General features: G+C 36.7%; 16 protein-coding genes. 4 read left to right on the plus strand and 12 right to left on the minus strand.

The features are described from left to right. Window positions 1-66: 66 nt before the first annotated feature. Window positions 67-1,119: a ferredoxin--NADP reductase gene (locus tag BUB91_RS00485; RefSeq protein ID WP_073095729.1), complete on the plus strand. Its 1,053-nt coding sequence runs from the start codon at window positions 67-69 to the stop codon at window positions 1,117-1,119. A 77-nt stretch (window positions 1,120-1,196) separates the two neighbouring features. Here BUB91_RS00485 and BUB91_RS00490 read toward each other — a convergent pair whose 3' ends face one another. The 6 genes from BUB91_RS00490 to BUB91_RS00515 all read right to left on the minus strand — a co-directional run bounded on the left by BUB91_RS00490 (window position 1,197) and on the right by BUB91_RS00515 (window position 6,435). Further along, window positions 1,197-2,141, minus strand: a complete 945-nt coding sequence (locus BUB91_RS00490; RefSeq protein ID WP_073095731.1) for an NAD(P)H-dependent flavin oxidoreductase — start codon at window positions 2,139-2,141, stop codon at window positions 1,197-1,199. Window positions 2,142-2,213: 72 nt separating this feature from the next. Next, window positions 2,214-3,254: a glycosyltransferase family 9 protein gene (locus tag BUB91_RS00495; protein WP_073095733.1), complete on the minus strand. Its 1,041-nt coding sequence runs from the start codon at window positions 3,252-3,254 to the stop codon at window positions 2,214-2,216. Window positions 3,255-3,257: 3 nt separating this feature from the next. Further along, complete coding sequence (locus tag BUB91_RS00500; RefSeq protein ID WP_073095735.1) at window positions 3,258-3,872, minus strand: DUF4254 domain-containing protein; 615 nt, start codon at window positions 3,870-3,872, stop codon at window positions 3,258-3,260. 6 nt (window positions 3,873-3,878) lie between these two features. Further along, window positions 3,879-4,874, minus strand: a complete 996-nt coding sequence (locus BUB91_RS00505; RefSeq protein WP_073095737.1) for a DNA adenine methylase — start codon at window positions 4,872-4,874, stop codon at window positions 3,879-3,881. After that, window positions 4,871-5,551, minus strand: coding sequence for a hypothetical protein (locus BUB91_RS00510; RefSeq protein WP_241652545.1), 681 nt, complete (start codon window positions 5,549-5,551; stop codon window positions 4,871-4,873). The genes BUB91_RS00505 and BUB91_RS00510 overlap by 4 nt, the downstream gene beginning before the upstream one ends. Continuing rightward, the gene (locus BUB91_RS00515; protein ID WP_073095739.1) at window positions 5,512-6,435 is read right to left on the minus strand and encodes a DUF6427 family protein; all 924 of its coding nucleotides are present in this window, start codon (window positions 6,433-6,435) and stop codon (window positions 5,512-5,514) included. Before BUB91_RS00515 ends, BUB91_RS00510 begins: the two co-directional genes overlap by 40 nt. Before the next feature lie 81 nt (window positions 6,436-6,516). Between BUB91_RS00515 and BUB91_RS00520 the strand changes: the two genes are divergently transcribed. After that, entirely contained in the window at window positions 6,517-6,732 is a 216-nt protein-coding gene (locus BUB91_RS00520; RefSeq protein WP_175550995.1) for a DUF6341 family protein, read from the plus strand. A gap of 73 nt (window positions 6,733-6,805) precedes the next feature. Here the strand turns inward: BUB91_RS00520 and purD are convergent, their stop codons facing one another. After that, complete coding sequence (purD, locus tag BUB91_RS00525; protein WP_073095741.1) at window positions 6,806-8,077, minus strand: phosphoribosylamine--glycine ligase; 1,272 nt, start codon at window positions 8,075-8,077, stop codon at window positions 6,806-6,808. Between the two features lie 70 nt (window positions 8,078-8,147). Here purD and BUB91_RS00530 point away from each other — a divergent pair, with 70 nt between their 5' ends. Next, complete coding sequence (locus tag BUB91_RS00530) at window positions 8,148-9,446, plus strand: phenylacetate--CoA ligase family protein (protein WP_073095743.1); 1,299 nt, start codon at window positions 8,148-8,150, stop codon at window positions 9,444-9,446. Here the strand turns inward: BUB91_RS00530 and BUB91_RS00535 are convergent. Continuing rightward, window positions 9,443-10,213, minus strand: a complete 771-nt coding sequence (locus tag BUB91_RS00535; RefSeq protein WP_073095745.1) for a glycosyltransferase family 2 protein — start codon at window positions 10,211-10,213, stop codon at window positions 9,443-9,445. The genes BUB91_RS00530 and BUB91_RS00535 overlap by 4 nt on opposite strands. Continuing rightward, window positions 10,191-11,543: an exopolysaccharide biosynthesis polyprenyl glycosylphosphotransferase gene (locus tag BUB91_RS00540; RefSeq protein ID WP_073095747.1), complete on the minus strand. Its 1,353-nt coding sequence runs from the start codon at window positions 11,541-11,543 to the stop codon at window positions 10,191-10,193. The genes BUB91_RS00535 and BUB91_RS00540 overlap by 23 nt, the downstream gene beginning before the upstream one ends. A 190-nt stretch (window positions 11,544-11,733) precedes the next feature. Here BUB91_RS00540 and BUB91_RS00545 point away from each other — a divergent pair, with 190 nt between their 5' ends. After that, entirely contained in the window at window positions 11,734-12,813 is a 1,080-nt protein-coding gene (locus BUB91_RS00545) for a glycosyltransferase (RefSeq protein ID WP_073095749.1), read from the plus strand. On the opposite strand, the gene BUB91_RS00550 is transcribed toward BUB91_RS00545, so the two are convergent. From BUB91_RS00550 to BUB91_RS00560, 3 genes are read right to left on the minus strand one after another with little or no spacing between them, the layout of a single operon-like run. Next, on the minus strand, window positions 12,791-14,074 hold the full coding sequence (locus tag BUB91_RS00550) for an O-antigen ligase family protein (RefSeq protein WP_073096362.1): 1,284 nt from the start codon (window positions 14,072-14,074) through the stop codon (window positions 12,791-12,793). The two genes, BUB91_RS00545 and BUB91_RS00550, sit on opposite strands and share 23 nt — an antisense overlap. Then, entirely contained in the window at window positions 14,043-15,110 is a 1,068-nt protein-coding gene (locus BUB91_RS00555) for a hypothetical protein (protein WP_073095751.1), read from the minus strand. The genes BUB91_RS00550 and BUB91_RS00555 overlap by 32 nt, the downstream gene beginning before the upstream one ends. Beyond that, window positions 15,110-16,420, minus strand: a complete 1,311-nt coding sequence (locus tag BUB91_RS00560) for an oligosaccharide flippase family protein (RefSeq protein WP_073095753.1) — start codon at window positions 16,418-16,420, stop codon at window positions 15,110-15,112. The genes BUB91_RS00555 and BUB91_RS00560 overlap by 1 nt, the downstream gene beginning before the upstream one ends. Window positions 16,421-16,461: the final 41 nt, after the last annotated feature.

Here is a 16,461-nt window from a genome sequence, read left to right on the forward strand (position 1 = left end):
ATAAATTATAAAAATGTTACGCCTCAAAACCGTCTTGCTTTGTATTTTTGCCAAAATTTTTAAGCAATGAGCGATTTTCACGCACTTACTATACAAGATATTACACGCGAGACCGAGCAAGCCGTAAGCATTACTTTTGGTGTTCCAGACGCGTTAAAAGAAACCTATTCGTTTGAGGCCGGTCAATACATCACGATAAAAACAACAATTGACGGTAAAGAAGTTCGTCGTGCTTATTCCTTATGTTCTACTCCGCAAAGCGGAAATTTAAAAGTAGCTGTAAAAGAAGTTGAAGGCGGGACCTTTTCTGTGCTTGCAAATAACAAATTAACCGTAGGTCAATCACTAGAAGTACATCCACCGGAAGGTAAATTTATTGTTGAGCCTAACAGCGAAAATGCTAAAGATTATGCGGCTTTTGCTGCCGGAAGCGGTATAACTCCAGTGCTTTCTATCGTAAAAACCGTTTTAGAAGAAGAACCTAAAAGTCGGGTTGTTCTCGCTTACGGAAACCGTACGGTTGAAGAAACCATCTTTCACAAAGAGCTTTTAGAACTGCAATTGCAATACCCGGACCGCTTGTTTATTGAGTTTATCTACAGTCGTAAACAAGAAACCGATGCGCACTTTGGAAGAATCGAAAAAGCAACGGTAAACTTTATTTTGAACAATAAATTTAAATCTCACGATTTTGACCAGTTCTTTTTATGCGGTCCTGAAGAAATGATCAACGGAGTTCGTGGAGTTCTACAAGAAAATGAGATTCCTAAAGAAAAAGTGAAGTTTGAGCTTTTTACCTCTTCTAATGACGGCGCAGAAATCGCTGAAGCTTTAGACGGCAAAACGAACTTAAAAATCATTTGTGACGATGAAGAGTTTGAGTTGGTTATTCCACAGGATAAAATCATTTTAGATGCCGCTCTTGATAATGATATAGATGCGCCTCACTCGTGTCAAGGTGGAATTTGCAGCAGCTGTATTGCCCGCGTTACCGAAGGGACAGCAGTAATGCGTAAAAACCAGATTCTAACTGATGATGAAGTTGAAGAAGGGCTGATTTTAACCTGCCAGGCACTAGCCACATCAGCAAATCTGGTTGTTGATTTTGATGATATTTAAAAATATTCTGTTGTAATAACAAAAAAGTCCCTTAATAAATTGATTTGTTGAGGGACTTTTAATTTCTAATTATCTCGCTATACAAACCGTTCAATAATTTTTGCAATCGGTTCGATGGCTTTGCTATACTCAATGGTAGGGCCGGCAACCCAGACGGTTTTATAAGTGGCTTCTGTAGCGGCTTTAGTCACCATATTGGTTCCTTTTAAAAAGCGCAGCATTTTCACATACTTCTTAAGCCATTTATTTTTATTCAACAGCTTTTCAAGCCAAGTTTGCTCGGTTCCTATTTCTTGTACATAAGGTGTATTAATCACCGTACACGGTGTCCCACTAATCTTTTGGGTCAGTACAATATCATTAGCTCCATACTGCACGCACGCCGTTTTATATTCGTTAGAAACACCAGCTTCTTCTGAAGCGATAAACGGACTTCCAATACTCACACCTACTGCTCCAAAATTTAGTTTCTCTTCTAGTTCGACTTTGGTTCCCACCCCACCAGCAGAGATCACGGGGATGCTTAAGACTTCGTTTAATTCTTCAATTAATTTTTGAGGCGAAAGGCTTCCGCGATGACCGCCGGCTTGATTGTTTACAGCGATTACGGCATCGCAACCTAAGCGTTCAACTTTTTTAGCCTGCTCCAGATTAACCACATCGCAAAATACCAGGGTTCCGTTTTGGTGTGCTTCTTCAATCACTTGTTTTGGGTTTCCTAAAGAGGTAATAAAAAAGTTACAACCCAGCTCACAACAAACCTTTAATTGCTCGGGAAACTTCAGGTTTGATTTATTTACAATTAGATTGAAACCAAATGCGCCGTTTTCAGTTTTTGCAGCTTTCAACTCGGTTATGGCTTCTCGCAATTCAGGTAATGTACGGTAATTTAAAGCTGGGATACAACCGGCAATACCGGCTTGCATAGCGGCTTTTACCATCGCGACATTAGACACCAAAAACATGGGTGCCATGATGATAGGATGCTCAATTTGTAAAAGTTGCGTAAGCGGAGTTTTCATAACACAGAAATTAGAAAAGGAAGATACCTAAACTTTTTTGTGTTTCTAGCTTTAATTCGCAGCGCGAAAAGTCTAATCTAAAATTTCGGTGAGTCGGTTGAGAATGGTTTTAGGCTTAATGCTGTGCATTACGTTCTCATAACCTTCAGGGACTTTATTTCCATAGGCTGAAGTAGGAATCGCAGGGAACTGTTCACGATCTGCTGTAAGCTGATTTTCTTCAGGTTGCATATACGGCGCAAAACCTAAATACGGATGTGTCACGCCCCAAAGTGTTACGGTAGGAACGCCAAAAAGTGCTGCCATATGCCCATTACCACTATCCATCGCAAGCATCGCATCTAGATGAGAAATGAGCGCAAGTTCTTCGGAAAACGAAAATTTACCTGCAACATTCACAGCGTTTTTATACTTTGCCTCAAAAGCATTCAGCAATTGCTGCTCTTCCTTTCCTCCGCCAAAAAGAATAATCTTATACTTTTTAGAAACCAAATCAGCCAGCAAAACGTCTAACAATTCCAACGGATATTTTTTACCATCGTGTGCCGCAAAAGGCGCAATGCCTAGCCACTTAAAAGGTTCGCTTCCCAATGCCTGAAAAACAGCATCTGTTAATTTTTGCTTCGGCAATACCTCATCGCCTTTGAGATCAACAGGGAAACCCAATTCTTTAAAGACAGCTGCATAACGCTGATGTGTAGTTTTAAGCGGTTTAAAAACTTTATTAGTTTGTTGAGTTAATGCTTTTTTTTCGGCTCTGCCTTTATCTATCTGTGTATTTTTTGTTCCGCGGAAGCGAAAAAAAGAAAGCAAGACATTAGACCGAAGCACGTTATGCAAATCTGCAACTGCAGTAAACCGCTTTGGCTTTAAGGTTTTATAGAGTTTAAAAAGTCCGCAAACACCTTTATATTCTTGCTTAACGTCAGCACCATAAAAGGTAAGATTTTGAATTTCTTTAAAGAAAGGTGCAAAAAAAGGTTTAGATAAAACCGTTATTTTAAGTTCTGGATACTGCCGTGTAAGTGCCAGCAACACCGGAACCATCATCGCCACATCTCCCATCGCCGAAAACCGGATGCATAGAATATGTGGCGTTTTTGGAGAAGGCATAACCTACTTTTTATTTTGCCCGCGAAGTACAGGATTAAGCTCGTCGTCGTTGTACATTTTCATCTGTTTGTAGACTTTCATGTACTTATCGCCGTTGCGAATATCTTTAATCAAAGTGTCTATGGCAGTGCAAAGATCTAGACGTTGCTCTAATAAAATATCTAACTTTTGCTGGCAAGCCAATCTGTGCTCTTCAGAAGCATCTTCACGACTCGCTTCTTCTTCCATATGATAGATTTTCAAGGTAAGAATTGACAAACGATCTATTGCCCACGCCGGACTTTCAGTATTTATTGTCGCAGACTTATTAGGCTCAATATCCTTGTATTCATTTAAAAAATAGCTGTCTATGTACTCAACCATATCAGTCCGCTCTTGGTTAGAAGCATCTATTTGACGCTTCAATTTTAAAGCTACAACCGGGTCAATCTGCGGATCTCTAATGATATCTTCATAATGCCACTGCACAGTATCTATCCACGCCTTACGGTATAGTAAATGCTCTAGAAAGTCAACATCTGTATCATACGGATTACTAAATGGCTGATCAACACGATCTTTAATATGGTAATCGTCTACGGCTTTTTGAAAAATGCGTTTTGCAGTATGTGTAATCATAATATTTTATTTTTCCAGTATGTGTAAGTATTCGGTTGTTGCGGTTGCTTTATGGTTTCTACTTTCTGTCCTATCTGCTTTAAAACGCTGATATTCTTTAGTGACTAAATCGTATTTTCCATAACGCTTCATAATGCTTTTTAGGGTTTCTGCGGGCATAAGCCCCTCGTTATTATAACTCAAAAACACCGTTTTAAACTGTGCTGCTTCAATCAACTTTTCAAAGCTTTCTGCTACTTTAGTTTTACTGCAAAAAGCACTTTTTGAATACGCGGGCAAACCGGTTTTTCCTTTGGGTACAAAGGTATCTTTTTTTGCAATAGTATTGAGCACATGATAATTTGCTCCGTATTGGCGTGCGTTGTATGGCGGATCCAAATACAGAATATCGCCTTCAATATCAGTTATCAAGACATTACTATCCCGGTTATAAACCGAATGCTTTCCGGTAGTTATTTTAAAATTTGCCGGTTGAAGTTTTAATTCTTTTTGAGCCGATTTTTTAAGCTTTTTTAAATAAGCGCCATAAACCGAAGCCGTATTGGCAACCTTATCAGCGCTTTCTAAAAGACTTGCTAAAAGGAAAAAATAAAGATCGTCGCTAATTTCTTTCTTTGTAAACCACAGCTCAATTTGTGCTCTAATGGCATCTATTTTTTTTCCATTTTCTGCAGAAAAATACAAGCGGTTTGAACTGCCTTTTTCGCTGTAATTCTTAAAAATAAAACCCTTTTTAGCTGGAAGTGTATTCAGCTTTTCAATATAAAAATCAGCTTCAAGGGGAGTGTTGTTCTCTATATAATTTCGGTTTAATACATAACTGTAATATTCTAAATCGTTGGCAATAAGATTTTTTACAAGCGGCTTAAATGTTCTGCCTACACTACCCGTACCGGCAAACAAATCACAAAAAACTTGATCAGAAAGATCATCGCCACAAACCGTTTTTATATTGCCAAGTAGCCATTCTGAAAGTTTATGTTTTGAGCCTATATAATTCATCGTATCGCCCAGATTATATCAGAATAAGCCGGTTTTGTTTCTGTGATGTGTGGTCTTTTTAATTGCTCCGGATTGAATTCAGCTACATAATTTTCAATCACCATTCTTAGCCAGGCAATTTCAGCTTTCAGCTTATAATGATATCCATCTGTACTGTAAACAATAAGAAATAATCTGTTTTCGGTATGAAATCTTCTACCTGTGCTTTGATTTAAATACAGCCACTTGATGAGCTTCTGTTCGTGACTTTGTGCAAATGTCAAATTCCGCCCAAAGCCTCTTGGAAACTTTGTTGTTTTTAGATCAAATTTCACACGCTGAATACTAAAATCTACCAAGCGATCTCTTTTATTCGTTGCGGCCACAACACCATCAAGCCCTATAAATAGTTGCTCTACAGCTCGCGCACTCCAGTAATTATACCAGCGATTAACGGTATAATAAAAGAAGTGCTTTTTATTTAAATCAAATTTCTTTACAGTAAGATCTATCCGCTCAATAAGGTCTTCAAACCCCTGAATATTATAAATAAAATTACTGTAATCATCCCAAGTATCGTTTTGCTTTCTAAACCAGAGATCTCTGTAAGGCCAGCGCTTCTTAAGCTCGGCCTCTAATTTTATTAGGTCTAACTCTTTCAAAATAGTATCGCTATAGGTATGAGAATTGCTAACCACAAAATCATTTCTTTAAACCAAAAACTTTTACTGGTCTCTATGTAACTAGCCGTTATGATTGCCAGCGGACCAAAGAAAAAATACAATTCGCTCCCGTCGTGTAAAGGTGCCAAAAATATGGCAATGGTTAACGCTACAAGCGAACTGATTAAAATAAGAATATAAGAAGCTTTAAGGTTTTGGGGCGCATCAGAAATCTGAGCTAGATAACGTAACCCGCACCAGAGATAAAGTGCTAAAAAGAACGATGCCGGGATTAATAATTTTATGGTGCTGTAATTTGTATAATCTAAAGTAGGCAACTCAATGTAATTGAGTGTAAACTCTAACGCGCCTTCATAATATAAACTGAACGTAAACGTGAGTATAGCTACAACAAAAATACCGCCTAAAGGCATCAACCAGTTTTGGTATTCACCTCTGCCATAAAAGAGAATCGCAAAGTACAATACGATTAAAAAGAGGATACTCCAGAAAAAAAACAGCGACGCAATCGCTATCCAAAAAGCAGCATCAAATATTTTTTTACTGAAATCATTAGCAGATTTTAAACTGATGATTCTGCGTAAGGCTAAAAAAACAAACACCCCCGAAAGTATCACTCCAGTATTGAAAAAACTTACTGGCACCGCAAACGTAAAACATACGAATAAATATAAAATATAGGTGTTACGCTTGGTAAGTGTATTGCGTTTTACGACAAAATTGAGCACACCCAAAGAAAAAAGATAGACTAAAAGAACCATAAATTGACTCAATATCCCATAAGTTGTTAACTCATAACGATCTGAAACAATATAAAATCCGGTAAAAAACACGACAACTGCTAAAACAATCATCGCAAAATTTATAGGTTTTGAAACGCCAAAAAAGCTTGTAAGCATCCTAGTTTTTTCTATTTTTGCATCGCACAAGTTAAAATCAAATGTGCAAGTGTGGTAATCACGTTGTAAAAGTATACAATTATGGAATTGAAAGATTTATTTTACGGAATTCAAGATTTTTTTGTCAATGTAGCATTGGCACCTTTAGATGCAATTCGTGATCTGCAAGACAGCAGCTGGTTTGCCGCAAACCTGTTAAATTTTGTTTTTATAATCATTGTATCTGTTGCATTTACATACTGGTGTATACAATTAAACAAATTTGACAAAGACGAGCATCACAACATTCACGGTTAAGATTTAATCTTGAATACAACATATTAAAAAAAGCCTGCTAGCAGGCTTTTTTTAATACCATTTCTTTTCTATCTTATAAATCAAAACCTATATCTGTACGGTAATTCATTTGATCAAATTGGATTTTTTTGATATTAGTATATGAAGTTTTAAGTGCTTCTCTAAAATCATCATTTAATGACGTCACAGCCATTACTCGCCCACCGGAAGTAACAACATCTCCATCTTTTAAACTTGTCCCTGCGTGAAAAACTAGAGAGCCTTCAACATTCTCGCTGCCCGTAAGTACTTTTCCTTTTTGATAAGCTTCAGGATAACCACCACTTACAAGCATTACAGTTGCTGCAGAACGCGGATCAAGATCAAGATCAATCTCATCTAATTTTTGAGCGGCTACTTTTTCAAAAACTGAAACCAGGTCGTTTTTAATTCTAGGCAGTACAACTTCTGTTTCCGGGTCCCCCATACGTACGTTGTATTCTATCACTTTAGGCTCATCTCCTATTTTAATCAAACCAATGAAAATAAAACCTTTGTATTCTATTTGTTCAGCTTTTAAGCCATCTACCGTAGGCTTTATAATTCGATTTTCTATTTTTTCCATTAAGGCAGCGTCTGCGAATGGTACCGGAGAGATCGCTCCCATTCCACCGGTATTTAGGCCTTTATCGCCTTCGCCAATACGCTTATAATCTTTTGCAGTAGGTAGGGTGATGTAATTTTTACCATCAGTAAGTACAAACACACTGAGTTCTATACCATCTAAAAATTCTTCAATCACAACCGTTTCACTTGCTGCACCAAATTTTTTATTGGTCAACATATCTGTTAATTCGGCTTTTGCTTCATCAAGATCATTCAGGATCACCACACCTTTTCCGGCTGCTAATCCATCTGCTTTCAATACATACGGTGGTTTCAATTCTTCTAAAAATGATTTACCGGCCTCTAAACTTTCGGCTTTAAAACTTTCGTAAGCTGCTGTTGGGATGTTGTACATCGCCATAAATTCTTTAGCACGCTCTTTACTCCCTTCTAGCAAAGCTCCACGTTTTGACGGACCAATAACAGCAATTTCGCTAAGTGCAACATCGTTCTTAAAAAAGTCATAAACCCCATGTACCAGCGGATCTTCTGGCCCTACTACTACCATGGTGATGTTCTCATCAAGAACCAGCTTTTTAATCGCTTCAAAATCAGTTACACCAATTTCTACGTTTGTGGCTAATGCAGCAGTACCGGCGTTCCCGGGAGCTACAAATAGACGATCACATTTAGAACTCTGTGCAATTTTATAGGCAAAGGTGTGTTCACGACCACCGGCACCAAGAATGAGAATATTCATCGTAATAGCTTAAGATTTAATTAAGCTTCAAAAATAAATGTTTGTAAATTGACCTACTAATTTTAGTCTTGTGAATTTAACCAACCTCAGTTTACAGCTTACCGGATATGATATCACTACCGCGAAAAAAGAACTGAAGGGGCACCAGCAGCGCATAACTAAAGATTATCGGGATTATATTGAAGAGAAAAAAGCTGAAATTTTAGCGTTTCATCTTAAAAACAATATTTTCTATTCAGCTTTGGTAGGAAATAAACCTCAAAATTGGAAACAGCTGCCGGTGTTGACCAAGCAAGATTTGCAGCAACCACTACAAAATAGATTATCAAAAGGTTTTTCTGCAAAAAATACACACGTTCACAAAACCTCCGGTTCGTCTGGACAGCCGTTTATCTTTGCCAAAGACAAATTTGCTCACGCGCTCACTTGGGCTTCTATTAGCGATTTATACGCGTCAAAGGGATTAGACCTCAACACTTCTCACGAAGCGCGTTTTTACGGCATCCCAAATCAGGGATTAGTGCATTATAAAGAGCGTTTAAAAGATTTACTGAGCAATCGCTACCGGTTTTCAATTTTTAATACCTCTTCTGAAAATTTTGAACAGTTTATTAATAGTTTTCAATCGAATAAATTTGGTCACCTCAACGGCTACACCAGTACCTTAGTTCTGTTTGCAAAGTATCTGGCTGAAAAAAACCTGATTTTAAAAGACCTTTGCCCTAGCCTTACACACTGTATTGTGACTGCAGAAATGCTTTTCAAAGAAGATCTGAAGTTATTAAAAAAACAATTTGGTGTAAATATTCTCAACGAATACGGTTCTTCAGAAACCGGTATTTTAGCTTTTGGCCCCGCCGAAGAAGCGCTAAAAATTGATACTAGATTACAATATATTGAGATTCTTGATAAAAACAATAAACCGGTTGCAAATGGAACTTCGGGAAAGATTGTTGTGACTTCTTTATTCAACAAAGCGCATCCCTTTATTCGCTATGAAATAGGAGATCTAGGAACTTTAAGTCTTGTAAATGATCAACCGGTTCTAACCAAATTAGAAGGGAGATTAGGTGATTTTGCATTGCTTCCTGACGGAAAAAAAATCCCGGCGCTGGCTTTTTATTACGTGACCAAAGAAATCATCAAAGACACTGCAAATGTGAAAGAGTTTGTAATTATTCAAAATCAGCCGGATACTTTTACCATTGATTATGTTGCTGATACTGAGTTTTCAAATGCTGAAATTGAAAAAATAAAAAAAGCGATAACTGTTCATTTAAATGCAAATCTTCAGGTAGTTGTCAATAAAAAAAACAGCTTAGACCGAAGCAAACGCGGTAAATTGGAACAGTTTAGACGCACGTTTTAATTTCGGTATTTGATAAAGCCTTTATATGCCCAGCAGCTCATATAATATACGGAGTCTATAAACGATAAACCTTCAACTTCTCGGTAGAATTTCCATTGATATTTGAGTAAACTTTTTTTATTTCGGGAAAGTGAATTTCTTCTGATTCTGTAAATCGCCAACGGTTTTTGAATGCCGTGAGCAAAATCAATTTCCTTTAAATATTGTAGCCATAAACCCATATCCTGACGTTTTTGAATAAGCGGCATATACTTTTTGCCCAACTTCTCAATGTCTAGAAAAGCTGTCAAACAACTGATGGAATTACTTTTTAAAATATCTGTATAACTCACCTTTCGCGGCACGATAAAATCGGATAAATAAGGTTTTAAATTTTCATCTAAACGCCGGTAGGAAGCAAAAACAAAACGATGTTTTTTTGCTTCAGCAATACTCGTTTCTAAAAACTCTGAAAACCAAATATCATCAGCATCTAGAAAAGTCAGGTAGATTCCCTGTGCTTGTTTTATTCCTAAGTTTCGAGCGTTTGCCGGACCTTTATTTTCAGTTAGTGGAAAGCATTTTATACGGGTATCTTCAGCTTGTAATTTCTGTATATACGCAACGGTATCGTCTGATGAAGCATCATCAACAATGAGCATTTCCCAGTCTGTCACGGTCTGATTTTGAACAGAGGCAATGGTTTCAGCAATAAACTTTTCAGAATTAAAACTGGGTGTAACAATAGAAACCAACGGTCGGTCGCTAATAGGCTTTTTTATCGCCATAAATCACTTGAAAAAAGGTTTTGGCTATAATACGCAGATCCATTAGAATAGACCAGTTTTCTACATAAAATATATCAAAACGTACCCTGTTTTTAATATCGAGCTTGGTTTCTATCCCACCGCGATACCCGCTTACTTGCGCTAATCCGGTAATCCCGGGCTTAACCAGATGACGCACCATAAATTTGTCGACTTGATTTTTAAATGAATGTGTGTGACTTACCATATGTGGTCGCGGCCCTACCACAGACATATCACCCATAAATACATTATAAAATTGAGGTAACTCGTCAATACTGGTTCGTCTTAAAAATTTACCCAGTTTAGTCGTGCGCATATCGTTTTTACAAGCCTGTAGGTTATTCGCATCTTTATTTACAGTCATAGACCGGAATTTATAACAGTAAAATTCTGTACCTTCAATACCGTTTCGCTTTTGCCTGAAAAAGAGTGGTCCTTTTGAGCTTAACGGAATAATAAGCGCCAATAACGGTGTAAGCCAAGACAGTATAAATACAATAACCAAAGACGAAAACACAATATCCAAAAAACGTTTCAGAAATAAATTGACAGGTGTGTCTATCGGTAAGGTTCTCAATGCCAAAATGGGTGTGATTCCGTAGTATTGAAAGTCCATTTTCTTGGTGAAAATATCTTTATTATCCGGTAGGAATTTTAAGGCAATAAGGTTGTTATCAGCAAACTGAATCAATTCTTTAATTTCTTTATTCTTCAATTCTGCCACAGAACAGTAAATCTGATGAACTGAATTTTTTAGCGTAAAATTGATCACGTCATCAACACTTGCTTCTTTACTTCTCAAATCAAAATTTTCAACAAACTGAAACCCGTATGCCGGATTGTACCTGAAAAAGTTTTTGAGTTGTTCGGTTTTTGGGTTCTTCCCTAAAATAATTACCCGAATAGTATCTCCACCTAATTGCTTTCGGTATTTCTTTCGCAGATTAAATATTAAAATTTTAATCAGGGCTATTATACCTAGTGCTAAACACGCATATTCTAAAACTGCTGAAACAACTATATCGATTTCGTTAAAAATGCCAAAAAAAGTAAAAAGACATAAAATCAATAATAAGAATTGTCTAAAAATCTTAGATAAGATTTTTAAAAATGGTGTAAATCTATATACCTTATAAAAGCCAAAACCTACTGTTGTTACAAGCCAAGCAAAGGTTATATAAACCGCAAAAAGTTTATAATTAGGAGTAGATAAGTCAAATAAAAGTCCTAGAATGAGGAGTGTACTTATATCTATAAAACCTACGATAGGTTGTAATAGGTGATTATGCTTAGTTCCTTTTACATTCATAAGCGGGCAGCTTGGAGCAAATTGGATTTGGTTAAACGAATCAAATTTAATAAAAGAAATAGGTTTGTAATGCTAATATTTACCAATAGATAAAAAAACGAAATCTGTCTACTACTTGTTTATTATAAGATTCTCTTGCAATCTTGTATGTTTACACAAATAATAACCTCTAAGATCTACACCTTTTTACATGAATAAATTAAACGTAATTCATATTGTAGAAGCTTTAGGCGGTGGTGTTTACAGCTACTTTATCAATCTGACTCACGTACTTTGTGAAGATCCAAATCTTGAGGTTACGGTCATTTATAGTGATCAACGTAAAGAAATTAATCCCAAACAAATTGCAAAAGATTTTCATCCTAATACACGCTTGATCAGTTTGCCCATGCAACGCGAAATCAGTCTTAAACGAGACTGGAATGCCTTAAAAAACATCAGACAAACTCTTCTTAAAATAAAGCCAGATGTGCTGCATTTGCATTCTTCTAAAGCGGGAATTCTTGGTAGATTTGCTTATATTTTTTCTCCTTCGCTTAAGGTAAAATTATTTTATACGCCACACGGATTTTCATTCTTACGGAAAGACATTGGTGCCTTAAAAAGATTAGCTTTCTATCTCATTGAATTTATAAGTCAAAAGTTGAGTGGCGGAACCCTCATTGCCTGCGGAGATACCGAATTGACATATGCTAAAAAAATAGGCCCTGCACTACTTGTAAGAAATGGAATTAAGTACAATCCTGAGCTCAAAAAGCGTCTAAAAGCAAATACTGAAATTAAGAAAATAGGAACTCTTGGTCGAATCACGTATGCCCGCAATCCCGGTTTATTTAATAAAATTGCGCTTGCAAATCCGGATATTAACTTTGTTTGGATAGGTGATGGCGAACTTAGAAAGCTTTTAACTGCGCTCAATATTGAAATCACAGGATGGTTTAATACACAACCTGAAGGTTTGCATGAATTAGAAAAATTAGATCTGTATTTGCAAACTTCGCTATGGGAAGGTTTACCCTTTGCATTACTGGAAGCTTCGGCATGTGAAATTCCTATTCTGGCTACAAATATTATTGGGAATAAAGACATTATAACTTCTGGAAAAACAGGATTTTTATTTGAAAATCTGAAGGAATTTAACGAAACGCTAGAGCTTCTAAAACCAGCAACGATTAGAGAACAAATGGGCAGCGCAGCGGCAAAGCGCACAGCACTTTTATTCAACAGTAATCTAAACTTTAAAAAGCTTATTTCAATTTATCAAGCTTAATATCTAACGCATTTTTAGTAAAAATCGAGAGCCAGATTCCGCTAAAGACAATCCCGTCAAAACGAATTAGAAAATCATCTACAAAATTTGCGCTAGCAAAAAGTATAAAGAAAAATATGCATAAAACTTTTCGCGTAGCAATACCTATGTACAAGAATAAGAACACATAAAGCAGCGCAACCAGAAGCCCGAGAGCGCCAAATTTTATCCAAAAATCCAAATATTGATTATGCACCGGGAACTCATATTTTGCTAAAAACTGCTGTTTTGTATCTTTAAAATAATTGACAACCTCCCGCTTTCCATCTGCTGCCCCTACTCCAATCACCGGATTTTTAAGGGCAACTTCTAAGCTAGATTTCCAAATACTCAGTCGGGTTACTAAGCCGTTAAATGCTTCAGTTTCGGGGTTTTCTAACTGGTCTAATTTTCCCACCTTATCTAGATGTGCAAACGTAACATCAGAAAATTTTTGAATACTGTATGGAAAAAGCTTTATAAAGCCAATTCCCAGCAGTACAAAAACCACTAAACCAACTGTGAGCTTTGTAAAGGTTTTAGCCGAAAAAACAGCTTTATTTCCAAAGAAACTGACTAAAATAATTCCGAAGAAAGCGCTTGCAATTGCCAGTCTGGTGTTGATGTAAAACAGTACGATTAGTGAAAGTAGAAAAAACACAAAACGCCAAATTATATGTGTTTTTCTAATTTGGCCTAAAGCTTCTTTAAAAAAGTAGAAGTTTATCACTACCACAAATGCAACGTGCATATTGAGTGCTGGAGCGTGCATATTTATTGATCTTGCAAACTCGTAACCCATTTCCCAAAGGTCGGTTCCGTTGAGATATTTGTTGAATAATTCAGGAGAAATTATCGCAAATCTAATTAGGCAAAAACTTAGAATTGCCGTAGTAATCAAAGCGTAATAGCGTAAGATTAGAACGGTGTTGAGACGGTGATTTTGGCTTAAAATAAAAAGCGGCAAAAGCAAGAGACTTACGCGCTTTTCGGCATGTTTTATTCCTTCAGCAAAGACGTCATTATTCCAAAAAAACAGGAGATCTAACAAAAAAGGACTTGCAATAAACAGCATAAAAACAAGTCGTTTTCTGGTAAATTTCAATCTCTTAAAAAACACAAGATTATACGCCGTAAAAACAATCAATAGTATCGTTGCCGGAACTCTGAAAATCAAAGAAACTGCGAGAATAGTAAGCCATGCATTGTAACTAAACCGGTATGTTCTTTCTGAAACTATCATAGTACAATGCAAAATAAAGCAACGGCAATATCCCTATTTTATGTTTAACCGCAGAACCTAAGTCGGGCTCAAAAATCCCCTGAATGATAAAATAAGCGAAAACGAGGTAAAAAGCCCAGATTTCGTAAGAATAGCTTTTTCGCTTTGCGAGGCAATTTCGGTATAAAAACATCAGATACAGCGTAAGTATCAATTGCCAGAAGACAAAGGTCACAATCTGCGGCTCAAATAAGTGTTTAAAGCCATTTACAGGCGCATTTACAGACACAAAACCATAAATTATACCGTAGGTCTCCCCATACCAAGTATCAGTCTTTAGCGGAGATGTAATAGCAGAATTTGTAGCTTCTTTTCCCAGACGCTCTTCATTAAGCGTTTCGCGTGTGCTTTGAGACAAATATTCGCCCTTTACAAAACCGTATGACAGGCTTAAAAAAATTGCAATTAAAATTCCCGAAAAAATACCGGTAAGCACTTTTCGTTTAAAATTAATCAAGCTCGTTAGATAGATCACTCCTGCAATTATGGGAATCAAAACATAATATGGGCGGTACCAAACACCAAAAATAAACAGGCTCAAAAAGATTAAAACAATGGTTTTTGAAAGGCTGAAATACTGTTTTTTTAGAAGAAAAGGAACAAACGAAATAAAGATAAATGTGATGAACTCTTTGGAAGGCATCGAGATAAAAAAAGCAAGCATCAATATCAAAGAATAGGCTAAAGCATTACGCACGGTCAACTTTGCAAAACACTCAGGAATTCCCAATTTGTAAATGATAAACAACAACACCGGAAGCTGCATCAAAGCAACTAATGAAAAGGTTAAACTACCTAATCCCGTAATATCGTAAAAGAGCATGGTCACCGGGTAACTGCGCCAAACCCCTTTCTCATTGTAAAAATCTTCAGCAATAACGACCGCATCATAAAAAAAACGTGCTGGTAAGTAAAAAGGTGCTAAAATTCCGAGTATCAAAACCGCCAGTCCTAAAAGCCAATAAACCAATTTCGATCTTGAAATAAAGAGCTGCATTAGTGTAGAAAAATTTTGATGTTATCTTTTTTGTAAACCCAAAGCGCCGCGAGTAAATTCCAGAAAATCACACTTAGTGCCGAAGCGATGGCAGCGCCTTCCATTCCGTATTTTGGTATTAATAAAAAGTTTAAAAGCGCATTGAGCAGCACAGCAAAAATTAAGATGTATTGTAAAACCACTTGCTTCTTAGTCATATTGAGATACACTTGTGTGATACCACATAAAGTGCTCAAAAAGTGTCCTGTAATTAAGATTAATAAAGCACTATTGGCCTGTTCATATGCAGCTCCAAAAACCTGCAAAATAGATTTTGAAAAAAGCATTAAAAAAACCGAAAGTACAGTCGTCAAGATTACAATTACACGCACTCCGTTTTTCACCAAGGCTTGCAATTTTTGCTTATCTACCGCATACAAATTAGCGATTTTAACTGCTATAAACGAGCTTATTGTATTAACCACCGTAGAAATCAAAAAAATGATTTTTATAGAAGTCCCGTAGTACGCCAGCGTTTCAAAATCTGTGTAGCGTTTCAAGAAAAATACATCGATACTGATCAATAAATAAAAGCCCAGCGCACTTATAGCAATGGGAAGCGTGGCTTTTAAAACACTTTTAATGGGTATTTCTAAATCTTGATTTTTACGCTGAACGCGTTTTTTGTACTGAAAAAACACCTCAATGGAAGATATAATTGCCAAAACAAAATAACTGAGTAAAAATACCTCAACTACATAATGCTGTTCCCGAAGCAAAAACAGAATGAGTAAACCAATCCCAAAAGGGAGCTGTTTGAAAATGCCGCGGTATAATTCTGATTTTGGGTGCAATGCAAAACCCCTGAAGAATTCTGTATTCAACAGTGTGATGGCATAAAAAAAAAGACAAGCCGCAGCTTTAAGAATCAACGTGCCCGAAGTTTCATCATTAAAAACAGATTTATAAACCGAATCAGAGATATTCCAGGCTAGAATTAAAAGAACGATAGCGCCTGCCAATAGCAATAAAACCATTTTGAAATAAACCTTGAATAATGCACCTAGTTGTTCCTTTTTTGAAAACCTTCCGGAAAAAAATAAAATAGATTGATCTGTGCCCAGAATGGTAAAACCACCGATTAAAAAAAGTGCAGAACGCGTAAACTCATAAGCTCCTACTTCTTCTGCAGGATAAAAATTGGTAAGAAATAAGGTAATTCCAAAAAGAAAAATCACACCACAAACACGCAATATCAAAACCTGAAACCCACCTCGCAGAACCGAAAGATCTCCTAATTTGCTGAGCTGATTTCTGAATCTATTCCGCATAAAGTGTCATCAAATTATAAAACGGGTTGAGGTTGAAATCT

The sequence above is a fragment of the Leeuwenhoekiella marinoflava DSM 3653 genome (assembly GCF_900129005.1).
In the GTDB taxonomy this organism is placed as follows: domain Bacteria; phylum Bacteroidota; class Bacteroidia; order Flavobacteriales; family Flavobacteriaceae; genus Leeuwenhoekiella; species Leeuwenhoekiella marinoflava.